The sequence below is a fragment of the Brevibacillus nitrificans genome (assembly GCF_003710965.1).
Taxonomy (GTDB): domain Bacteria; phylum Bacillota; class Bacilli; order Brevibacillales; family Brevibacillaceae; genus Brevibacillus; species Brevibacillus centrosporus.
The window spans coordinates 74,563-97,431 of the sequence record NZ_RHHU01000001.1; the positions used below are offsets into that span (position 1 = coordinate 74,563).

19 protein-coding genes are annotated in these 22,869 nt (G+C 51.4%); 3 read left to right on the forward strand and 16 right to left on the reverse strand.

Features of this window, described 5'->3' with window-relative positions; genetic code table 11:
- Nucleotides 1–11: 11 nt before the first annotated feature.
- The 11 genes from spoVE to EDM59_RS00400 all read right to left on the reverse strand — a co-directional run bounded on the left by spoVE (nucleotide 12) and on the right by EDM59_RS00400 (nucleotide 14,161).
- Complete coding sequence (spoVE, locus tag EDM59_RS00350) at nucleotides 12–1,106, reverse strand: stage V sporulation protein E (RefSeq protein WP_122921816.1); 1,095 nt, start codon at nucleotides 1,104–1,106, stop codon at nucleotides 12–14.
- Nucleotides 1,107–1,185: 79 nt separating this feature from the next.
- A complete protein-coding gene (gene murD / locus EDM59_RS00355) occupies nucleotides 1,186–2,535 on the reverse strand; it encodes a UDP-N-acetylmuramoyl-L-alanine--D-glutamate ligase (RefSeq protein ID WP_122921817.1) in 1,350 nt (449 codons plus the stop codon).
- On the reverse strand, nucleotides 2,532–3,503 hold the full coding sequence (gene mraY / locus EDM59_RS00360) for a phospho-N-acetylmuramoyl-pentapeptide-transferase (RefSeq protein ID WP_122921818.1): 972 nt from the start codon (nucleotides 3,501–3,503) through the stop codon (nucleotides 2,532–2,534). The genes murD and mraY overlap by 4 nt, the downstream gene beginning before the upstream one ends.
- A 41-nt stretch (nucleotides 3,504–3,544) precedes the next feature.
- Entirely contained in the window at nucleotides 3,545–5,023 is a 1,479-nt protein-coding gene (locus EDM59_RS00365; protein WP_122921819.1) for a UDP-N-acetylmuramoyl-L-alanyl-D-glutamate--2,6-diaminopimelate ligase, read from the reverse strand.
- Nucleotides 5,024–5,150: 127 nt separating this feature from the next.
- Nucleotides 5,151–7,070 carry a stage V sporulation protein D gene (locus EDM59_RS00370; RefSeq protein WP_122921820.1) on the reverse strand — a complete coding sequence of 640 codons (1,920 nt, stop codon included), beginning with the start codon at nucleotides 7,068–7,070 and terminating at the stop codon, nucleotides 5,151–5,153.
- A gap of 62 nt (nucleotides 7,071–7,132) precedes the next feature.
- Nucleotides 7,133–9,571: a penicillin-binding protein gene (locus EDM59_RS00375; protein ID WP_122921821.1), complete on the reverse strand. Its 2,439-nt coding sequence runs from the start codon at nucleotides 9,569–9,571 to the stop codon at nucleotides 7,133–7,135.
- Nucleotides 9,572–9,761: 190 nt separating this feature from the next.
- Nucleotides 9,762–10,181 (reverse strand): cell division protein FtsL, encoded by a 420-nt coding sequence (locus EDM59_RS00380; RefSeq protein ID WP_122921822.1) that lies wholly within the window; start codon nucleotides 10,179–10,181, stop codon nucleotides 9,762–9,764.
- 42 nt (nucleotides 10,182–10,223) lie between these two features.
- On the reverse strand, nucleotides 10,224–11,168 hold the full coding sequence (rsmH, locus tag EDM59_RS00385; RefSeq protein WP_122921823.1) for a 16S rRNA (cytosine(1402)-N(4))-methyltransferase RsmH: 945 nt from the start codon (nucleotides 11,166–11,168) through the stop codon (nucleotides 10,224–10,226).
- Nucleotides 11,169–11,185: 17 nt separating this feature from the next.
- Nucleotides 11,186–11,617, reverse strand: a complete 432-nt coding sequence (mraZ, locus tag EDM59_RS00390) for a division/cell wall cluster transcriptional repressor MraZ (RefSeq protein ID WP_092267754.1) — start codon at nucleotides 11,615–11,617, stop codon at nucleotides 11,186–11,188.
- A gap of 148 nt (nucleotides 11,618–11,765) precedes the next feature.
- Complete coding sequence (locus tag EDM59_RS00395) at nucleotides 11,766–13,025, reverse strand: adenosylhomocysteinase (RefSeq protein ID WP_122921824.1); 1,260 nt, start codon at nucleotides 13,023–13,025, stop codon at nucleotides 11,766–11,768.
- 221 nt (nucleotides 13,026–13,246) lie between these two features.
- Complete coding sequence (locus EDM59_RS00400) at nucleotides 13,247–14,161, reverse strand: LysR family transcriptional regulator (protein ID WP_122921825.1); 915 nt, start codon at nucleotides 14,159–14,161, stop codon at nucleotides 13,247–13,249.
- 127 nt (nucleotides 14,162–14,288) lie between these two features.
- Between EDM59_RS00400 and EDM59_RS00405 the strand changes: the two genes are divergently transcribed.
- The 3 genes from EDM59_RS00405 to EDM59_RS00415 all read left to right on the forward strand — a co-directional run bounded on the left by EDM59_RS00405 (nucleotide 14,289) and on the right by EDM59_RS00415 (nucleotide 17,651).
- On the forward strand, nucleotides 14,289–15,569 hold the full coding sequence (locus EDM59_RS00405; RefSeq protein WP_122921826.1) for an APC family permease: 1,281 nt from the start codon (nucleotides 14,289–14,291) through the stop codon (nucleotides 15,567–15,569).
- 172 nt (nucleotides 15,570–15,741) lie between these two features.
- Nucleotides 15,742–16,443, forward strand: coding sequence for a FadR/GntR family transcriptional regulator (locus tag EDM59_RS00410; RefSeq protein WP_122921827.1), 702 nt, complete (start codon nucleotides 15,742–15,744; stop codon nucleotides 16,441–16,443).
- Nucleotides 16,440–17,651: a CynX/NimT family MFS transporter gene (locus tag EDM59_RS00415; RefSeq protein WP_122921828.1), complete on the forward strand. Its 1,212-nt coding sequence runs from the start codon at nucleotides 16,440–16,442 to the stop codon at nucleotides 17,649–17,651. Before EDM59_RS00410 ends, EDM59_RS00415 begins: the two co-directional genes overlap by 4 nt.
- 47 nt (nucleotides 17,652–17,698) lie before the next feature.
- On the opposite strand, the gene EDM59_RS00420 is transcribed toward EDM59_RS00415, so the two are convergent.
- The 5 genes from EDM59_RS00420 to EDM59_RS00440 all read right to left on the reverse strand — a co-directional run bounded on the left by EDM59_RS00420 (nucleotide 17,699) and on the right by EDM59_RS00440 (nucleotide 22,654).
- A complete protein-coding gene (locus tag EDM59_RS00420; protein WP_122921829.1) occupies nucleotides 17,699–18,757 on the reverse strand; it encodes an S-layer homology domain-containing protein in 1,059 nt (352 codons plus the stop codon).
- Nucleotides 18,758–18,945: 188 nt separating this feature from the next.
- Entirely contained in the window at nucleotides 18,946–20,568 is a 1,623-nt protein-coding gene (gene bshC / locus EDM59_RS00425; protein ID WP_122921830.1) for a bacillithiol biosynthesis cysteine-adding enzyme BshC, read from the reverse strand.
- A 115-nt stretch (nucleotides 20,569–20,683) separates the two neighbouring features.
- Nucleotides 20,684–21,241, reverse strand: coding sequence for a helix-turn-helix domain-containing protein (locus EDM59_RS00430; RefSeq protein ID WP_122921831.1), 558 nt, complete (start codon nucleotides 21,239–21,241; stop codon nucleotides 20,684–20,686).
- 52 nt (nucleotides 21,242–21,293) lie between these two features.
- Entirely contained in the window at nucleotides 21,294–21,692 is a 399-nt protein-coding gene (locus EDM59_RS00435) for a DUF3397 domain-containing protein (protein WP_092267745.1), read from the reverse strand.
- Nucleotides 21,689–22,654, reverse strand: a complete 966-nt coding sequence (locus EDM59_RS00440) for a ketopantoate reductase family protein (RefSeq protein ID WP_122921832.1) — start codon at nucleotides 22,652–22,654, stop codon at nucleotides 21,689–21,691. The genes EDM59_RS00435 and EDM59_RS00440 overlap by 4 nt, the downstream gene beginning before the upstream one ends.
- Nucleotides 22,655–22,869: the final 215 nt, after the last annotated feature.

Genomic DNA, 22,869 nt, shown 5'->3' on the forward strand with positions numbered 1-22,869 from the left:
CAATCACATCCTTATCTAGAAAAACGGGAAATGTTCAACAGGACTCCCACTCCTGTCAGCATCAACGTAAGGGAAGAACCCCCGTAGCTTAAAAATGGCAGAGTAATACCCGTTACAGGAAACATCCCTGTCACAACGCCGATATTGATGACGACCTGAATGGCAATCATACCGATGATTCCGAGCGCCAATAGGCTCCCGAACAAATCTGGTGCCGTAATCGCTGTCCGCATTCCTCTCCATAGCAGAAGGAGAAACAGCAGCAAAATAAGTGTTCCGCCAATAAAGCCCAATTCTTCTGCCACGATGGAGAAGATGAAATCATTGTAAGGCTCCGGTAAGTACAGATGCTTTTGTCGGCTTTGGCCGAGCCCCAGTCCCAGAAGTCCCCCGGGACCGATCGCATACAGCGACTGGATGATCTGATAACCTGTATTTAATGGGTCTGACCATGGATCGAGAAAGGAAGTGATCCGTTTGATCCGGTAAGGTGCCGACAGGATCAATCCAATGAAGCCTGCTACCCCAACCATCCCCAATGCAGCAAAATGACTGATTTTCGCACCAGACGCAAAAATCATGACGACTGCCGTTCCCATCAAAACCGTACCTGTCCCCAAATCGGGCTGCAGCATGATTAAGGCGAAGCAGACAAGCGGGATAGCAAGAGCTGGTACAAGGCCTTTTCGGAAAAGAACGATTTGCTTCTGGTTGTCAGAGAGCCATCTCGCCAAAAACGCAACTACACCCAGCTTGGCAAACTCGCCAGGCTGAATGCCGAACGCGCCAAACCCGAGCCAGCTTTTCGATCCATTGACCTCAATCCCCACGATAAGCACGAGGATCAAGAGGCCGATGCTCGCATAGAAGCCAGGCTTTGCCCACTGCTTCCACACCCAGTAATCAATGTTCATGGTGACATACATCGCTGTAATGCCGAGCAGGGCAAAAATCAGCTGACGCTTGGCGAAGAAATATGGGTCGTTAAACGGTGCTTTTTGGGCTACGATGGCACTTGCACTATACACCATCACAATGCCAATTCCTAATAAAAAAAGTGTTGCAAAAATAATTACGAAGTCGGGAGCAGAGCGTACCTTGCTCATAGTGCCAGGTCATCCTTTCTCACGCGTCCCGCTCTTCGGTAGTTTTTCAAATGTGCATGGGACGATATGCTAGGCTTGTTTACAGTCTATGCACGCCGTCCTTAAACATGCTCCCCCTCACTTCAAATGAAGGAAACATGTCCCAGCTCGCACACGCCGGGCTGAGCAATACCACATCCCCCGCATCTGCAAACTTGGAAGCAGCAAGAACGGCTGCCTCCACAGTATCGACACGGATTCCTTCCTTAATCCCTGCTTCACGCGCCCGTTCGAGCAAAATAGGTGCGGTTTGCCCAAGTGCGACGACCGCTTTGACACGGCCCGTGATGACAGGAACCAGCTCTCGGAAATCGATTCCCCTGTCCAGTCCCCCGCAGATCCACACGATCGGCTCCTTGCACGCCTGCAGCGCCCTTGATGCCGCCTCCGGATTCGTTGCCTTGGAATCGTTAAAGTACTTTACCCCATTCTTCGTCGCGACAAACTCCATCCGGTGTTCGACACCTGGAAAAGCAGAGAGAACCTGGGCAATCGATTGCTTGTCCGCACCTGCCAGTCTAGTCACGATAATGGCTGCCAAGGCATTGTCCACATGAGGCACGGTAATGTCTTTCACCGCGATGATTTCTTCCCGAGAGCCCTCACCGTCGACAAAGACGATCATCCCCTGATCGACATAGGCTCCACGAGGAACCTCCTGCGTTTTGCTGAAGAAGTACGTACAGGCAGACAGCTCCCCGCATTTTTCCCGCACCTGCAGCTGGTCAAAGGGCAAGATCGCCGCATCGTCTGCCGTTTGATTGGCAAACAGCTTGCATTTCGCAGCGAGGTATTCGTCCATCGTGTGGTGGTAATCCAGATGCGCGGGGTACAGATTTAACAGGACGCCGATGTGAGGGCGAAACTCTCTCGTCCCCATCAACTGAAAGCTGCTCAGCTCGGCGACCAGCCACTGATCCGGCTCTGCCACCTCTGCCAGTCCACACAGGACCGTCCCGATGTTTCCACCGACCATCGCTTCGATCCCAGCTTCCTTGAGAATGAGACCCACCAGCGTGGTAGTCGTCGTTTTCCCGTTGGAGCCTGTGATGCCGATGATGGGGGCTTTCGCGATCTGGGAAGCCAGCTCGACTTCGGTGATCACCGGAATACCCAATTCCATTGCTTTTGCTACAGGAGGTGCCTCATAAGGAATCCCTGGATTTTTCACAACTAACGAAATGCCGGGATGAATCAAATCATCCGGATGATAGCCGCATATTACGGGTATTCCGAGCTCCTCCAGCTCTTCTGCTCCTGTCGCCTCTTCCCGTGCTTTCTTATCGTTCACGACGACATTCGCACCAAAGCGGTGGAGCAGTTTTGCCACTGCCACACCGCTTTTCGCCATTCCTATCACGACAACGCTTTGATTTTGATACCGATTCATCGGATTGTCACCACCTCGAGGTATACACCCAGGCCGGCAAAGAACATGCCCACCAGCCAAAACGTTACTACGACACGCCACTCCGACCAGCCCGTCAATTCAAAATGGTGGTGGAGCGGACTCATCCGAAAGATGCGTTTTCCTCTCGTTTTGAAAGAAACCACCTGCATGATAACCGACAGGGTTTCTACTACAAAGACACCACCGATGATAGCGAGCAGCAGCTCTGTTTTGGTCATGATGGCAATACCTGCAAGAGCGCCACCCAATCCCAGAGAGCCCGTATCCCCCATGAATACCCGTGCCGGATGCGCATTGAAAACCAGAAAACCGAGAACGGCCCCGACGACAGCTGCACTAAAAATAGCTGTATCGTAATCTTGACCAAACCATGCGATGATCGCATACGCGCCAAACGCAATCGCCCCGGTACCCGCCAAAAGACCGTCCAAGCCATCTGTCAGGTTGACGGCATTGGTCGTGCCCACCAACAGGAACAAAAGGAACGGGAAGTAGAAATAGCCGAGCTCAAGCTTCCATGGAGTCCCTGGCAAATGCAAGGATGTATCATGCCCCATGAGAATCAGCAGGATATACGCGCCTACTGCCAGCAAAATTTGACCTGCGAACTTTTGTCTCGCCGTCAGGCCCAGATTGCGTTTCTTTTTAATCTTAATGAAGTCGTCCAAAAACCCAATTAGTCCGTATCCAAGCGTCACCAGTAAGAGGAAGTAAATTTCCATTTTTGCATTGGCAAACTTTAACACGGTAAAAATGAGTGCCAAAAGAATAATGGTTCCGCCCATCGTAGGGGTTCCAGCCTTCTTTTGATGAGAATCAGGACCTTCTTCCCGAATCGCCTGCCCGAATTTGAGGCGGCGAAGGACCGGGATAAACAGTGGACCGATGAGTACGGCGATGAGAAACGCGGCGACGATCGTGACGATAAGTACGTTGTCAGCGAACATGCCCGAGCCTCCTTTCTCTGATGCTTCGAATGCATCTGTCTCTATTCTTGGGTGTACGTGGCGATCGCTTCCCGCGCAACTTCACGGTCGTCAAACGGCAGTACTTGATCTTTGATGATTTGATACGTCTCATGTCCTTTTCCTGCAATCAGGATGACGTCGCCCGGCTTCGCCTGTGAAACCGCATAGTGAATCGCTTCACGTCGATCAGCTACGGCCGTGTAGCGGTCTTGCGCTACTTCACTGAGTCCGGCCAGCATGTCGTCAATGATCGCTTGCGGCTCCTCTGAGCGAGGGTTATCAGACGTTAAGACGGTGTGATCCGCATACTTTGTTGCAATTTGCGCCATAATCGGGCGCTTGGTACGATCGCGGTCCCCGCCGCAGCCGACAATGCAAAAGATTCGCTGCTTGGCAAATTCCTTCACGGTAATCAGTGCGTTCTCCAGACTGTCTGGAGTATGCGAATAATCGACCAAAACCGCAAACGGCTGTCCCGCATCCACCGATTCAAAGCGCCCGTTTACGCCAGCAACGGCTTCCAGGCTGCTTTTGATAGCCTCGAGCGAAACGCCTTCTGCCAGTCCGACTGCCGTTGCAGCCAGAGCGTTGTACACATTGAATTTCCCCATCAGCTTCAGATCCATCTTCACGCTCCCGGCGAAGGTATGCACGGTGAAGGAGGTCCCTTTGCTGGTGATTTCGATGTCGGTCGCATGAACATCCGCCGCTCGATCGATTCCGTACGTGATGACACGAGCCGGCGTCACTGTAGCGTAAAGCTCGGATGCCTCATCGTCTGCATTCAAAACAGCCGTTTTCAATCGATCGGGGTCATAGCTATTGCCCAATTGAGAAAACAGCAGGGATTTGGCGTACCGATAGTTTTCCATCGTCTTGTGGTAATCCAGGTGATCCTGCGTCAAATTGGTAAAGACTGCGGTATGTACGTTGCAGCCGCGGACGCGTCCCATTTCCAGCGCATGGGAAGAAACCTCGATGATCGCGTACTCTGTGTTCACATCCCGCATACGGCGGAAGCTCTTCTGCAGGTCCAGCGCATCTGGCGTGGTGTTCTTCACTTCTTCCGTGACCTCTCCGATCCGCATGTGAATCGTGCCGATCAGACCGGTCTCTTTGCTTTGGTCGCGTAGAATCTTGTCGATCAAATGTGTCGTCGTCGTCTTTCCGTTCGTCCCGGTCACACCGATCAGCCTCAGTTCACGCGTGGGAGAGCCGTAAAAACGGTCAGCCAGCATAGCCATTGCCCGCCGTGTATCCGGCACTTTGACAATAGTCGCTGGCACATCCAAATCTTTTTCGGATAGTACGGCAACGGCTCCTTTTTGAACCGCTTGGGCCGCATACGAATGTCCATCCACGGTATATCCAGTCAGACAAACAAACAAATAGCCCGGCTGAACCTGGCGTGAGTCTGCTGTCAAACCTGTAATCTCCATACTGTCATCCCCTGCGAGCGTAGCTGGCAGCAGCGGCATGAGCAGATCCCGTAGAAACATGAAACAGGCACCCCATTCTCCAACATTATAGACAAAAATTTGGCGATTTTTACAAAGGCAAGAGGTAGAGAGCTCGAAAAAAGCCCGCTCCCTCCGCCTTCGAAATCTCATTTTATAGCTAATTGGTTCATTTGTCACCAAGATAGATACGAATTTTTCCGCCATCATCAATTTTTACACCGGGTGCCGGAGATTGCTGGATGACATACTTTCCTTTGCCCGAGACGACCAGTGGCAGCGTCTCATAAGTCGTAACGACATCTTGCATGGTTTGCCCGACCATATTGGGAACTTCGATCGGTTCCCGCTCCCCCAATGCCTTGTTGATTTCTTTGGATATGCCATCTTTGCGTTTCGTAACCCCCATATGCTGCAGAGAGGATTCAATAATACTCTTGACGCTAGGAGCGGCGATCAAACCACCAAATGCGAGCGCTTTGGGATTGTCGACGGCAAAGTACACCACGATCTGTGGGTCGTCAGCTGGGGCGAAGCCGATAAAGGATACGATGTACTCGCCATCCATGTACCGACCGTCCTTAACCTTTTGTGCCGTACCCGTCTTTCCGCCTACTCGGTATCCTTCGATGTACGCCTTGTTTCCTGTCCCTTGTGCAACGACGCTCTCCAGCGCATAGCGGACTTTGGCAGATGTCTCCGGTGTGATCACCTGCCTGACCTCTGTCGGCAGGGTCCTGCCAATGACATCGTGCGTTACGCTATCCCGCCATTCCTTTGCGACGTAGGGCTTCATCAGCTTCCCGCCATTGATTGCGGCAGAGACAGCCGCCATTTGCTGGATAGGCGTCACGGAAACACCCTGCCCAAAAGAGGTCGTCCCCAGTTCAACTGGCCCTACCCGATTGAGGTTAAAGAGCAGTCCATTTTCTTCTCCAATCAGGTCAACCCCTGTCTTTTGCCCAAACCCGAACTTCTTGATGTAGTCAAACAGTCTCTCCTTTTGCAGCCTTTGTCCCATCGTCACAAATCCGGGGTTGCAGGAATTTTCCACGACTTCCAGCATGGTCTCTTGGCCATGGCCTTGCCGCTTCCAGCAGCGCAGACGCTTCCCTGCGACCGTAATGTAGCCTGGATCATAGAAACCCTCGTTCAAATTGACTACCCCTTCATTGAGGGCTGCTGCCAGAGTCACGATCTTGAAGGTCGATCCTGGCTCGTAGGTTTTCCAGATCGGCAGGTTGCGGTTGTATACTTCTGACGGGTAATCTCTGTACTGATCCGGCTGGAAGGTAGGTCTGCTGCCCATCCCAAGAATTTCCCCAGTCTTCGGATTCATCGCAATCGCCAGGACATCATCTGGTTGGTACGCTACCACAGCCTGATCCAGCTCCCGTTCAATAAACGACTGAATGCTGCTATCGAGCGTCAGGTACATGTCCATCCCGTCTACCGGTGCCACGTATTCCTCCGAGCCCCCTGGCATCACGCGCCCTTTTGCATCAGAGGGAAACGAGATATGTCCTTCTGTCCCTTTCAAGAAGGGGTCATAGATTCGCTCCAGCCCTGTAAGCCCCTGATTATCGATTCCGGTAAAGCCGAGGATGTGTGCCGCCATGGTTCCATTGGGATAAAAACGCTTGGTGTCTCCCGCCAAATAAATCCCCGGCAGGTTCAGCTCTTGAATCTTCTTGGCTTTATCCGGGGACAGCTTTTTGCCACCGGGGATCTGGTCGTTGCTCATCCCTTTTTTCGTAATCGCTTGAAAAACAGCCTCTTCCGGTTGTTCCAAAATGACAGCGAGCTGTTTGGCGGTCTCACGAGAATCCTTCAGCTGCGCCGGAACAGCCACGACAGTCGGTACACTCACATTGGTAACCAGCTCGTTGCCATCGCGATCCAAAATTTTACCCCGATTTGGTTTGAACTTGATTTCACGATCCAACAGGTCATCAGCCATTTGGGCCAGCTTTGGTCCTTCTATCAATTGTACGTACCCTAATCGGGTTATGAGCGCACAATACATCACGATGCCGATGATCAAAGCCACAAAAATACGACGGCGTACAGTAGCATTGGATACCCGCAAAGCGAGTCCCCCCTCGAATAGGTTGTCTGATTTACCCTATTCGTCGGGGGGACGACTTAGAACTATGGACTTGTACTCGTATCTGGGGGTACCGTTTGTCCCGTACCGCTATTCGCAGAATCCTGTGAATTGGACGGCGGTGGAGTGCCTCCGGTCCCGCCAGCCTCAGTCCCTGCTTGTGTGTTTACGGGTGGCGTGGCTGATGTACCGGATTGGTCTTCGCCTCCCTGTCCTTCAGGCCCACCGGTTTGCGGATTGGGATTCGCAGGTGGCGGTTCTGACTCTGAACGCAAGGTGACCTGAATCATCTCCGTACCAGCTAGAACCGTGCCCGGAGGTATGCTCTGCGAAGCAACGAAGCCTGCTCCGGTCGCTTTTACCGGTATGTTTACCAATGAACCGAACTCCATGACATCTCTCAGGGATTTGCCCGTGAAATCCGGCATCTTGGAGCCTTTGACCCGATCGGTGACGAGAACGACTTGACTTCCTGTCGCCACTTTCTCATAAGGCGCCGGATATTGCTCGACTACCTTGGTACCTGTCCCGATCACGGAGACCGTCAGCTGATCCTGCTTGGCTCTTAGCTGAGCGGCTGTATTGGACATCCCGACAAACTTCGGCAGCGTCACTTCCTGAACAGGCGGCTGGGCGGCTGGAGCTGTTTCTGATTTCCCCGTTTTCGACGAAGCCGTTTTAGCTGCCTGAATATCAGGTTGCTGCTGCAAGTACTGCAGGCTCCGTTCCATGATGGATTTGAAAATCGGGGCAATGATCAGTCTTCCCCATGAAGAATAATATTCGTCTGTAGTCGGATCATCGACCACAACGTAAACGAGCAGGCGTGGATTGTCTTTTGGTGCAAATCCGATAAAGGAAGCGATGTAATGCCCCTCCATGATCTTCCCTGTATTCGGATCGTATTTTTGAGCGGTACCGGTTTTACCTGCAACATGGTAGCCTTCAATCTGATAGGCTTTCCCTGTCCCGGCATCCCCTTCGACGACTGTCTCCAAAATATCTCGCGTTTGCTTGGCTGTCGCTGCACTCACGACGCGGCGCACTACCTCGCGCTCCGATCGTTTTAATACTGCACCTGTATGCGGATCACGCAGCTCTTTTACAATATGCGGTTTTAACAGCTCTCCGCCATTGGCTATCGCACCGACTGCTGCAATCTGCTGAATCGCTGTAACGGTTACCCCTTGTCCAAAGGTCGTAACGGCCCAGTCACGCGGAGACTGCGGCTTTTCGAGGTTGATCAAGTTCCCCTTCTTCTCATAAGGAAGCTCGATCCCCGTCATGGAACCAATCCCGAACTTGGCAAAGTAATCCTTCAGCTTTTCCAGCTTCAGCTTCTCATAGCCGAGGATGACAAACACCACGTTACTGGAGCGCTGTACCCCTTCCAGGTAGCTGATGCGCCCCCACCCTTGCCCGTTGTTATGGTCACGGATAGGAATTTGCCCTTTGATCGTGTATGTACCTGATTGATACGTATCGTTTGGATGAAACAAGCCTTCCTCGATCGCCGCCGCAAGGGTAATGATCTTGAAAGTCGAGCCTGGTTCAAACATCGTGGTGACCGCGTGGTTCGTATAGTTCGTAATTCCGTTGTAATACGTGTTTGGATTGAACTGGGAACGGTTGCCCATCGCCAAAATTTCACCAGTCTGCGGGTCGGAAACCACCACGGTGAGTCCCTTTGGCTTGAAATCACGTTCTGCCTTATCCAGTGCCTGCTCCACGTAATCCTGTATTTGGCGATCGATGGTCAGGTAGACGTTATCGCCATCTTTGGCAGGCTTGTACTTTCGCTCACCATCCGGAAGCTGGTAACCTGCTCCGTCCGTCATGACTTCCATCTCGCCCTTTTCTCCGCGGAGCGCTTCATCCATCTGCAGCTCGATTCCCATTTTCGGCTGATCATCGATATCAAGATAACCGAGCACATGGGCGGCGAAGCTGTTGTTCGGATAAAAACGGCGTGTGGTCTCTGTCAAATAAATGCCTGGCAGCTGATTCGTTTCTACCTGTTCACCACTGGGCAGCTTCGGGAACTGCGCGTTTTGTATCATCTTTTTCTGCTCTTCGGTAATCTTGCTACCCCAGCGCCCCAGCAAAACGACCTTGGAATTCGGTTTTGTTAAAGGCTTCAACAGCTGGTCTACCGGAGCATTCAAAATTTTGGCCAAAGTCTGTGCCGTGTAGTACGGATCCTTAACGAAGTCCTGGTCCTTCTCGTTCTGCGGCTTTAATCGGGCGTTTACCGTATAGGCTTTCCCTTCGTAGGCAAGGATTTCGCCATTCCGGTCCATAATGGCGCCCCGCTTCGGCTTTAAGGTCTTCTCCCAATCCCATTGACCGCTTGCATAGTCCATAATTTTCGCTGCATCTACTGTCTGGATCCACCAAATACGAAAACTCAAACCGGAGAATACCAGGATCATGCAGAGAGCGAGCATTAATATCCGCCAATTTACGCGTCGTTTTCCTTCCACGTTACCTCACTCCATCAAGACTATGATCGTCGCTTGCCACAAGCGACTTCCTGCCATTCATCAAGCTTTGTTCCCGTCCCTCTACTTTTATCGGCTCTATCTATACATCCCTGAAGAAAACAATCGAGCTTATCTGAGCAGTCATCCTTAAGAAAAAATGTTACTGCGATGAACGACAGTAACATTATGATTACCTTTGCTGTGTTTGTGTTGCGGGAAGAGAGCTGGCCTGTACTTTCGCTTGGCTTTTTGACTGGCCGATCACATGCACCGCTTCTGGATTAAACACCATGCCCTGTCTTTCCGCTTCATTTTGGATGCGATCGCGGTTGCTCAGCTGTTCAATTTGAAGTTTGACAGCGGCATTTTTTTCCGACAGGAGACGATTCTCTTTTTTGGTGCTTTGAATGTCGTAATTGTATTGCGAAATCTGCGAGTACCGTACACCGACCAGTCCCAGCCCGATCACAGTGATCGAGATAAAAAGGAGATACAACAGCTTTTCTCCTGTCGGTATCGTTGGCTTAATGCGAATGGTTCGTTTGGTTTTGGTTACTGTGCGCGACTGTCTTTCTAGCTCCACAGCCAGGTTACCGCGGTAGTAGCTCATTGCTCATTCTCTCCTTTTCCCGTAGATGTTAGTGGTAGTCGCTTACAGCTTTTCTGCAACACGCAGCTTTGCGGAGCGCGCACGAGGATTCGCTTCCAGCTCTTCTGCAGAAGGCAGGATCGGCTTTCGGGTAATGACTTTGACCGTCGCTTTGTTCCCGCATGCACAAATCGGAAAGGATGGCGGGCAAGTACATCCTTTTGACAGCTCCTGATAGACTTGCTTGCAGATGCGATCCTCCAAGGAGTGGAACGTGATGACACTCACCCTGCCTTCTGGGCGAAGAACACTGATGGCGTCAGCTACTGCTTCTTTAAAGGCATTCAATTCGTCGTTTACAGCGATCCGGATGGCCTGAAACGTGCGTTTCGCCGGATGAGGTCCTGTGCGGCGAGCCGCTGCCGGAATCCCTTCCTTGATCAACTCCACGAGCTCACCTGTTGTCTGGACAGGCTGTTTGGCGCGGTATTGAACGATTTGCCGGGCAATTCGCCGGGAAAATTTCTCTTCTCCATACTCCCAGATGACCTTGGCAATCTCCTCTTCATCCCACTCGTTGATGATGTCGTAGGCGGTCAGCGCTGCCTGCTGATCCATCCGCATGTCCAGCGGAGCATCGGCATTGTAGCTGAAGCCGCGTTCGCCCTCATCCAGCTGTGGAGATGAGACACCCAGATCAAACAGGATACCGTCCACTCCATCCAAGCCCAAATCGCTCACTATATCCTTGATATGGCGAAAATTGCTTTTCACCAGCGTCACTCGATCCATATAGGCAGACAAACGCTCTCTGGCGTTATCCAGTGCCCAATCGTCCTGATCGATGGCAATCAGACGTCCACCCTCTGTCAGTTGGGATGCGATCAGGCTGCTGTGCCCTGCTCCCCCTAACGTACAATCCACATAAATACCGCCTGGCCGAATGTTCAGTCCGGCGACAGCTTCGTCCCGTAATACGGTTACATGATGAAACGACAAGATCGTCACTCCCGTTCTTCTTGCTGCTACAATTGAAAGTCAACCAGCTTTTCGGCAATATCGCCAAAAGAGCTTTCAGACTGGGCAAAGTAATCCTCCCAGCGCTCCTTGCTCCATACCTCTACACGATTGGATACACCGATGACGACACATTCTTTTTGCATGCCAGCATGTTCTCGCAGATTCTGTGGTATGTTTACCCTTCCCTGCTTGTCCCACTCGCATTCGGTCGCACCGGAAAAGAAGAAACGTGTAAAAGCACGCGCATCTGCTTTGGTAAAGGGCAGTGTTTTCAGTCGTTCCTCGAGCTGCTTCCATTCTTCCATCGGGTAGGCAAATAAACACTGGTCCAAACCGCGAGTAATCACGAAGGTAGTACCTAGCCCTTCTCGGAACTTGGCTGGGATGGTCAGGCGGCCTTTTTCGTCAATGCTATGCTGGTATTCCCCCATGAACACGCCCTAGTCCCCCACTTTCCTACCGAGTGGCTCCACTTTCCCCCACTTTTCCCCACTTTGCCTACTTGTTATTATAAAAAAAAATCCTGCATTTGTAAGCAGGATTTTTTCGTTTATTTTTTTGCCGGGAAAGGACGGTTTTCGCAGTCTATTCGACCCAGCTATCCAAATAGGATTTTTGCTCGTCGGTCAATTTGTCGATACCGATTCCGAGTGCTTCCAATTTGTATTGAGCCACCATCGCGTCCAGCTCATAAGGTACATTCAGTACTTGTTTGCCGATCGCTTTGTATTGCTCGTTTACGTAAGCCAGGGAAACAGCTTGCAGCGCGAATGTCATATCCATGATTTCAGCTGGGTGACCGTCACCGGCTGCCAGGTTTACCAGACGACCTTCTGCGAGCAGATACACTTTTCGACCATCTGCCATGACAAATTCTTCGATATCCTTGCGAACGATGCGGCGGGAAGTCGACAAAGCATCCAGCTCCACTTTGTTTACTTCGACATCAAAGTGCCCTGCATTGGAGAGGATCGCGCCATCTTTCATCACTTCAAAGTGTTCTTTGCGGATGACATCGCGGTTACCCGTTACAGTCACGAAGTAATCGCCGTGTTTTGCTGCTTCGCTCATCGGCATCACTTCGAAGCCATCCATGTAGGCTTCTACTGCTTTGATCGCGTCGATCTCGGTTACGATGACTTTCGCACCCAGACCTTTTGCGCGCATCGCCACACCTTTTCCGCACCAGCCGTAACCAACTACCACAACGGTTTTTCCAGCTACAACGAGGTTTGTTGTGCGGTTGATTCCATCCCAAACGGATTGTCCCGTACCGTAGCGGTTGTCAAACAAGTATTTGCAGAAAGCGTCGTTAACGGCAACCATCGGGAATTCCAGCTTGCCTTCTTTTTCCAAAGCTTTCAGGCGAAGAATACCTGTTGTCGTTTCTTCTGCGCCACCACGTACTTGAGCGAGCAAGTCGCGACGCTCGCTGTGGAGGATAGTTACCAGATCGCCGCCGTCATCGATGATCAGGTCAGGGCGTGTTTCCAACGTTTTGATCAGGTGCTCTTTGTATTCTGCTGGATCCGGGTTGTATTTGGCAAAAACGCGAATGCCGTCTTCCACGAGAGCAGCGCACACGTCATCTTGTGTAGACAAAGGATTGGAGCCTGTGATGGTTACCTCAGCGCCGCCAGCTTGCACGACTTTTGCGAGGTAAGCTGTCTTAGCTTCCAGGTGAAGGGAGATCGCTACTTTCAGACCGGCAAACGGCTGCTCTTTTTCAAAGCGCTCCCGGATGCGGTTCAGTACGGGCATATGCTCTTTTACCCAGTCAATTTTCAGATGGCCATTGTGAGCCAACGTCATGTCTTTTACAATGCTTTCAGAAACCATGTTCATGTACGGATGGACCTCCTTCATCTTTAGAAAACTTGGCTCCGCCAGGCTTTGCGGTGGAGCCTTAGTTGCACTTATACCGGCTAAGAATCTTATAAATTCTTACTGTATAAGAAAACCTCTACCTGAGCTAGGGCATCGGCAGTATGGAAAGTACAATAAAACCAACTCAGCCCTAATCATATCATACGCAAGTACATGCAATCATCATCTGTTTTTCCTGATCAACCCATTTTCGCTGCCTTTTGCTCCGAAGTCTCCCCTGTGTTCGAGAGCAGCTCCAGGAAGTGGCGCATGGGCTGGGACATCCATTTCTTCTTATGATAAACAAGCTGGCGATAGACACGCACTTCGGGATGAGAGAAAGGCAGTATGATGAGCGTACCTTTTTCCGCTTCTTCTGCTACTGCGATATAAGGAACCAGCGCGATGCCCAAATCGTAAGCGACGCATTGCTTGATTGCCTCCAGACTCCCAAACTCCATCGTCATGTCGATCGGCGCCTCCGCATCCCTCAGGACAGCTTCCATGATCGAGCGATAGCTGCAGCCTGCTTCTGTGAAAATCCAGTTTTCTCCTGCAAAATCCTTTGCTTCAATCTGTTTCTTTTCGCTGAGGCGGTGTCCAGGAGCCGCAATCACAACGAGTCTTTCCTCGCCGAGATTTACATTGTTCAGCTCGGGATGCTCCTGCAGCCAATCCAGAACAACGACGAAATCGTACTTGCCTTCCTTTACACCCTGCCTCAAATCGTGGCAGATGCCCGGGTGCAAAAGGAGTCGCATCCGCGAATGCTCCTGACGAAATTTTTGCAAATAAGGGGGCAGGAAAAAAGCAGCCAACGACTCTACTGTACCTATACTGAGCGTTCCGGCTATTTGTGCCTGCTCAGACAGATTTCCCCGGGCTTCATCCAGAATGGCCAAGACCTGATCACTATAGGCGAGCAGCGCCTCTCCTGCGTGGGTGAGCCTGATTTTTCTCCCCCATCGCTCGAACAGCGTGATCCCAAACTCGTTTTCCAGGTTCTGAATCTGCATGGTAACGCTCGACTGCGCGTAGCCCAATACTTCAGCGGCACGAGTAAAGCTCTGGCACTTGGCGACCTCTCGGAACGTCTGCAAATAGCGCGTATCCATTCCTCTCCCCCGTTCAATCGATTTTTCCGATTTATTCTATCTAATATTATAGATAACTCCGATTCCAAAGTCTATGCTACACTACGACCATAAAAATCTTTGATCGAGAAGAGTGAGGGATTTCATCATGGGGAAAACGTCCTCCAATGCGCCCGGACTGGCAAAAACTTTGGGCCTGCCACAAATCGTGGCGTTGTATGTGGGTGCCGTCATTGGATCCGGAATTTTGCTGATACCCGGGCTAGCTGCTGAAAAAGCAGGCCCAGCTTCCATCCTGGCTTGGCTGGTCATGTCCATCCTAGTGGTTCCAATGGCGATCACAATGGGTCTGCTTTCTGCGAAATATCCAAGCGCTGGCGGTGTGTCTACTTTTGTACGAAACGCTTATGGGGACCGGTTCGGCAATATGGTCGGCTGGTTTTTCCTCCTGTCGGTTCCAATGGGCGCTCCGATTCTCAGTGTAACCGGGGCCAATTATCTCGCTGTCCTGTTGAACTGGGGAGACGGACAGCTGTATGCAGCCGCCGTACTGATCCTCATCTCCGTTCTAGCCATGAATGTACTCGGCATGAACGTCGCAGCTCGCGTACAGACGATTGTCGTATCCCTGATTATTACGATCTTGATTCTTGCCGTCGTCGCCTCCTTGCCGCACGCCTCTGCCGCCAACTTCGTGCCGTTTGTGCCGAGCGGTTGGGTCAGCGTCATCCAGGCAGCCGGCTTGCTGTTCTGGTGCTTCATTGGCTGGGAGGCTGTGACCCATTTATCCGAGGAGTTCGTGGATCCTGCTAAAAATGCGATCCGAGGCGTTCTTTGGAGCGCAGGACTCGTAGCTCTGCTGTACTTTGCCGTCGCTTTCATGACGGTTGCCACACACAGCTATGGCGATGGTCTTTCTGCAGCCTCCCTGAGTATTATGATCCAGTTATCGCTCGGACCGGTTGGCGGCTGGATCGTTGCGATTACGGCTTTGTTCATCTGTATCGCGGCTGCAAACGCCTATGTAGGAGCTGCATCCCGAATCGCCTATTCGCTTGCCAAGGAACAGGTTGCACCGAAATGGTTTGGTGCTTTGCATCCCAAGTATGGCACTCCGGTTGGCGGCCTTGCTTTTCTGGCCCTCTGCTTTGCCATCGTCCTCTCCGTACTCTATTTTGGATGGATTGATCTGAGTCGCCTCATCGAGCTGCCGAACGCCTCCTTTATCGCTACCTATATCGGTGGTTGTCTGGCAGGTGTACGCCTTTTACGCGAGAGCCGCATTGGACGGATCGCTTCCTGGATATCGCTCCTTTTTACAGTTGGGCTGTATCCATTCCTCGGATGGTCCGCTCTGTATCCGCTCGCGATCATCGCTCTTTCGCTTTTCTGGGAACGCCGCAAAAAAAGGATGACACTGGAATCATGAAAAAATAGGCAGTGACCTCCCCATTAAGGGGAAAGGGTCCTGCTTTTTTTTCGTAGGAAGAAGGTGGGTGGCACAGCCAAGTCTGCCGGTGCGCTTTTCCCCTTGCCAGAACGAAAAAACATCTGCTACAATACGCACATGACCAATCATCGGATGTTTGGAGGTATGCAAAATGTCTTTACAAAAAACGGTTCGTTCGTCGTTGGTCAAGCAAATCGTCGAGCAACTGGCCAAGCGCGTAGAAGCCGGGGACTGGAAGGTTGGGGAGCGCATCCCGCCAGAACCCGAGCTTGTAGAGCAGCTTGGTGTCAGCCGAAATACGCTGCGAGAAGCGGTTCAAGCACTCATTCATACAGGCATGCTGGAAGCCCGTCAAGGAGATGGCACTTACGTACGCTCCTCCAGTGAGTTTGGAGCAGCAATGCAGCGCAGACTGCAGCGCTCGGCCGTGTTTGAAATTTTGGAAGTCCGGTATGGCCTCGAGCGAGAAATCGCCCGACTGGCAGCCCTGCGCCGCTCCACCAGTGATTTGGCGAACATACGCGAGAAGCTGGAGCAAGCCTACCATGTCTTTCAGGATGTTGACGCCTATGTACGTGCTGACGTCGCTTTTCACATCGCCATCGCGGAAGCTACGAAAAACAGTGTGATGATCGATCTGTACAAGCATATGACAGAGTCGCTTCACCTATCCGTCAATAGCACCGTGGATCTAACCGGCCATATACAAACCCAGTTCAAAACGCATGCGGAATTGGTGGAAGCCATCTCCATTCAAGACCCGGATGCGGCGGAAGCAGCAGTCCGCAATGTGATCGAAGCCAGCAAAGCTGCCTTGGCTTCTTTCATCCAGGAAGGAGATTTGCCGTTATGAGCAACCAAGCACTTGCCGTAGCAGAGGAAAAGGCGCAGCCTGTCACGCCTCATCCTTTCCTGATCGTGGCGGGTATCATTTTACTGTCTTTCACGATGCGGTCTCCCTTGACCTCAGTAGGTCCACTGGTCGGAGACATTCGCAGCGAGCTCGGGCTATCCAATGGAATATCCGGCATGCTGACCACCGTTCCTTTACTCGCCTTTGGACTCTTCTCTCCGATTGTTCCTTCGATCGGCCAACGCTTTGGAGTGGAGAGAACGCTCTTGCTTGGACTGCTGGTCCTGCTGATCGGGATCCCGCTTCGTTCTACTGGCTTTATCTTTTCTCTGTTCGCAGGAACGGCCTTGATCGGAGCTGCCATTGCGGTATTTAACGTCCTTCTCCCGAGTCTGGTGAAACAGCGTTTTCCTTCAAAAGCAGGATTAATGACCAGCGTGTATACGACGTCCATGTCTACGATGGCGGCTTTGGCTTCCGGGGTCAGCATCCCCTTGGCTCATGGCGCACAGCTTGGCTGGAAGGGCTCGCTCGCCTTTTGGACAGTCATCGCAGTAGTGGCCTTCCTCTGCTGGTTGCCACAGGCTCGGGCAAAAGACGTTTCCTATTCCACCAAGCAGGCACCCTCTGCTCCTCGCAAGGTGTGGAGCTCCATGCTTGCTTGGCATGTGACTTTGTTCATGGGCTTGCAGTCCTTTCTCTTCTACAGCACCATCTCTTGGCTGCCCGCTATTTTAGCGCATCACGGCATGGAGCCTGGTACGGCTGGCTGGCTGCTGTCTCTGGTGCAGGTCGTCAGCTTGCCTGCGAGCTTTTTGACTCCTGTTCTCGCCGGGCGCATCAAAGATCAGCGTCTGATGGCTGTCATCGTCAGCATTTTATCTTTGTGCGGCTTTGCCGGACTGCTGGTTGACGGGAACCTGTTTGTCTTGTTCACCAGTCTGATCCTGCTCGGAATCGCACAAGGGGCACTCATCAGCCTCGCTCTCACGATGATTGTCATACGCTCTTCCAGCGTACAGGATGCGGCAAAATTGTCGGGGATGGCTCAGTCCGTCGGGTATCTGCTATCGGCTATCGGCCCCATGTTCATTGGCTTTTTGTTTGATTTGACCCACTCCTGGACCTATCCGTTGTGGACGCTGGTCTTTGTAAGTTTTCTGCTGCTCTTTTTCGGAATAGGGGCTGGGCGTAACAAAACGGTTTGATGGAAAGGAAAAAGGCGTGCCACATATCGGCGCGCCTTTTCTATGTTCTATTCGTCTTTTCCGATCAAACGAAATGTTTTGCCATCCATCGAGGACAGGTAGAACGTCTTGTCTACGCTACCTCCCAGTTCTCCTGAGTAATACTGTACGGTCATCCGGTATTTGCCCAACCCGATTTTCGCATAGTAGGTCAACTCGTTAAAGCGCGGAAAACGAATGTAGTCGTAAACTTCGTATTGCATAAACGAAAAATGCTCCCGCAAAAATGACTCGGTGACCGGCAGCTTGTTCTTCTTGACGTAAGAGACGAGATCATCGTAGCGACGAATCTGTTCCTGATCCATCACTTTCCCGACAAACGCGGAAACAGCTTTCGTCATCCCTTGCTTTTCCACGTCGGTAACCGTGCCTGGATAAAGCTCATGGATTTGACGCTCCAAGCGGTTTACTAATACGACTGCCTGCGCTCTGCTGATTTTTTCAGCCGGGCGAAAGGTTCCGTCCGGATAGCCCGCCATAATTCCCATCTTGTAGGCAGGGTAAGCGATCATCACTTGCGCTTCGTCATCCGTTGAGAGATCTGAGAAAAACTTCGCTTTGGTCCCTCGATACTTTTCCCCTTCTGACTGATGCCCCAAAGCAGCGAGCAAGATTCGCGTCGCTTCCAGGCGATTCATCGGTTCCGTAGGCTTACCTGTTGGCAATATTCCCGCTGCTGCCAGATGGGTGTATGTTTTTTCTGACCAGCGTCCCTCCGCCTGCTTCAAATACGTATCGCGTATGAAGGCGTCTGGTTCGTGTCCGGTAAAACTAGGGAGGACCCGCTCGACCAAAGAGAGAAATTGCTCTTGTGTGACCGTTTGCTCCGGTTGGAAGGTTCCATCGGGAAAGCCTTGTATCCATCCGCTTTTTGCAGCTGCTTCTATATCCTTGGCCGCCCAGTGCCCTGTACTATCCGTAAACATGCCTGCTCGAGTGACCACGTCTTCACGAGCGAAAGCCTTCTCCACGCCGACACCATAGGTGGCAACGCCTGTTACGGCAAAGGACAGCAGCAGCGTCATCGCCGTCGCCTTTTTCCCCATTTGTCGCAGAAAGTTCTGCATCCTTCGTAACCACCTTTCTACAGAAGCCATGACTTACTCGTTTGACGCAAAATTTGTCGGAAATGTTTCGTCATATAGGCAAGTAAAGATTTCCAGCCTGTACAACGGATGGAGAAAACAAGCAAAAAGCCAAACAATCGGCTGTTTCCCCGATTATTTGGCTTTCGACATAAAATTCGCTTTTCCTGTTACACGTAAAAGATTTGATGAGTTCCGTCGTGAGCAAAAGGCGCTTCCACTAGACGATCCACAAGGCTCAAACCATATTTGTTGGCAAACGGGAAGAAAGACAGCTTCCTCTCCTGCAAGCCCCCCTCTGGTAACAGAGATGCCTCGATCCGCGCAATACGTCTATAGGCAACATCATCTCGCTGCTGCAAGGAACGCACGAGCCTCTCCTCCAAAAAAGCTACCTGAGCAAGTAACAACTCGGTATTCTTGTCAGCCAGGTGGCGCAGTCCATGATCCAGGCGGACAACCTCTTCTACCAGCGGACGGTAGGTCGCTTCAATAGACGCTCTCGCTTCGGCAAATTGACGCTGCAGGGGATGCGGCTCTTGCTGCTCCAGCCACGCTTCTTTCCATTTACCAAATCGCGTCAGAACATCCTCAACCGTCAAGCCGAATCCTTCAAGCAGTCTTTCTTGTGCCCCCTCCATCAAGGTGATGGACATGCGAGGCAGAACGATTGGCATTCGCATCCCAAACAGTTCAAAGACTTCCCGATAGTACGCCCAGTAGGCAATCTCACCCGGTCCTCCGATAAAAGCTAGGGATGGGAATAGATGCTCCTGCATCAGACCGCGCGTCACCACATTCGAGCTAAAACGCTCAGGATGCTCTTTCGCCAGTTTACTCAGTTCTGCACGGCTGTACGATGCTCGCCGATTGACAAAGCGATCTCCGTGTCGCTCCAGCAAGAGCCTGTCTTTTCCTTCGTACAGGAACAGATTGGCCTGATGTTCCTCAATTTGCAGCTGCAGTGGATAGCCTGCCGTTGTAAGACGGTCTGCTGCTTTTAGCAACAGGTCTGCTACTTGTTCATTCTGCTCAATCACGTTCTGGAAGATCGGACTCTCCAGCTCTCGTACAAACGGAAGCGAGGATTCAACCAAAATGAGTCCATGCTTGCCAAAAAGATGCGCCATCAGTCTGGCGAACCATTCGGAGACACTCTCGGAGGAGGATGCCGTCGATTTCAGCAGTTCACGAATCGCAGCTGTTTCTTCGGTTTCCGGATGCCCATGAAAAAATTGCGTGAGAAACTGTTCACAGGCTTCCTCGTCCAGAGGCAAGCTGCTAGCGGACACACGGCCTTTTTTAGTGAGATTCATCCGTTCCTTGTGCAGCCGCGTCTCTCTGTCAGCCAGCCAATAGACATGGTCAATCTCGTCAATGTCATGGTCTTCTCCGGCAATCCAAAAAACAGGGACGACATTGACGTCGAGCTCTGCCGAAAGTCTTTTTGCCGTCTGGATCAAATGAACGGCTTTGTGAATCGTGTACAGCGGCCCCGTCAATATGCCGGCCTGCTGACCACCAATGATGACAAACGTATCTGGACGTCTGAGCAGCTCAATCTGGTTCAGCGCCTGCTGGTGCGTCCCAATCTTTTTGTTAAAAGTATATAAGCCTTCCGCCAGCTGATCGCGGTTGTAATCAGTACGTCCGCGAAGCCACTCCAACCGTTCCTGATACGCCTTTTTCTCATAAGGATGGTAGGCAAAGAACTGAAGGGCGGAAGCGTTTCCTTGCTGATACTCCTGTGCCAGCCTATTAGCCAACGGAAGTGTAAGACATTCAACGTTCATGCAAGCTCACCTTTCTTGGGCCATGGTCACTGCAAATTATACCATGCTCCCTCGCTACAAAAAACAAGACAACCCGTTTTTATGGGTTGTCAAAGTGTAGAGACGAGTTTTTTCGTTAAAATTGTGGCGGCGTCACGGTCCAAATTAGCACCGCTTCTTCGTCCCCCGTATTTTCAACCGAATGGTTTTTGCTGCTGTCAAACGCAATGCTGTCGCCTGCCTCCAAGACATGTTCTTCATCGTTAAAACGCGTTGTCACGCTTCCCGCAATGACGGTAAAGCATTCTTCGCCTTCCGACTGAACGAACTTGTCCACTACCATTTCACCTGGTTGAAGGCGTACTTCCAGCATGCCGAGCTTTGCGCTTCCGCCCATGGAGAGCAGGGAATACGTGCCCGTCGATTCTGGAAAGACCAGCTGACGTCGCTTTTGCACACGAGTGACATGCACCTGTTTTTGATCAATGTCTTCAAAAAAGTGAATGATGGGTGACTCGAGTGCTTTCGTGATTTTCCACAGCGAGTCCAAGGACGGCTGAGAAATGCCACGCTCTACCTGGCTGAGCAGCCCTTTGCTGAGCCCGGTTTTACTTGCCATGATCTCCAAGGTAAAGCCGCGCTCTTTCCGAATCATTCGAATCTTGTGGCCGATGGTCTCGATGGGAAGTCGCATAGTTCCAACCTTCTTTCTTATCGGAATAAATACGATATGTATCAACAGCGCTCTATACGACACCCATCGTCTTGACTATACCGGTCGTAAACAGCACTATGTAGACAATTCCAAACCAGAGAAACGACAAACGCCATGCGGAAAATCCAACCTTTTTCAGGGACAGCTTTCCTTTGAACTTCACTTGTACCCATCCGAGTAAAGCGATCGTGATCAGAAAAAAGCAAACCACCCACCACCAAGCCGACAAAGCTTGTGGCCAGATGATGCCATACGCGGCAACGACAGAACGAATCAACAAAAAATTCGTGATATTCACCGCCCACCGGCCCGCCAGCTTCTTGTCCCGCTTCCATCCGTATACTACGAGATAAACGAGCGGAAATCCAAGAAAAGGCACAACCGTCAGCGTCCCCCAAAAATAGGCCCAGACATTCGCCAACATGGTCATCTAATGTCGCCTCCCTCCTTCTCCATACCCATGTCCGTTTTTAAGAGGATTAAACGCAGCAGCACTTCATGCAAAGGAGTGGGGATCCCGGCCTCTTTTCCTCGGGAGACGAGGTAGCCGTTGATCGATTCCACTTCCGTCCGCTTCTGCCTCTTTACGTCCTGCAACATGGAGGAATGATTTCGGGAAGTATTTCGGCAAATGGTGACAATTTCCTGCCAGTCGGTCTCCCCCATTTTTTGTCCGTTTGCAAAAGCTACTGCCGAGGCCTCTTCAAAGAGCTCGCGCATCAGCTTCAACGTATCCGGGCTGTCCAGCAGGGCACCGTTTGGGATGTCAAACAAAGCCGTTAACGGATTTATCAGCGCATTCGCCATGAGCTTTTTCCAGGCAAATGGCTTGATGGATTCTTCTAGCTGTACGTTCATGCCAGCTGAAATGGCGATAGCAATGAACGAATTTATGATCGGGTCGACTACTCCCCTTTTCACCCATGGACCAATCCGCAAAAGACCGCTTCCTGTATGGGCGACTTCCGTAGCCGACTGCCTTCTTGCCGCTTCCGTATTGATGGCAAAAAAGCATTGTGCTTCGGACAGAACATTTGACAACTGCTCTTCATGCCCCAAACCGTTTTGCAAAGCGATGACGCGCGCATCCGCAGGCAGCTTTTGCAGCATAGGCAGCAAGTCTGGCAGCTCCGTCTGCTTCACGCCTAGCAAGTACAAGTGGGCATGCGGCAATCCATGTTCGATCGACTGGGCATTTACCGAGACGACTTTTTTCTGCCCATCGAGATCTTGTAGGGTGAGCCCATTTTGCATCAGCTGATTTGATTGGGGTGAACGGCGCGTCACGACGGTCACTGCTTGTCCATAGAGAGCAAGCCTAGCCGCGTACAGCAACCCGACAGAACCACCGCCAACAACAGCGATTTGCAAATTGTCTTTTTTAGCCTGCATTTGTTCACCTACATTAATCAATACTTATTTTCAAGAATAACAGAGTTTAGGAGATTGTTCAATTGATTGGCGCAAAAAAGATCGGAATTGTCGAAAAATTTTTTAGCAGCTTTCCAAATCTTTCAGGAGAAACTGGGCTCTGCCTAGCTTCATTGAAGCTTGGAGCACATATAGCGGATATTAGAAAACCTGGTTCCACCAAGCCTTTTGGTGGA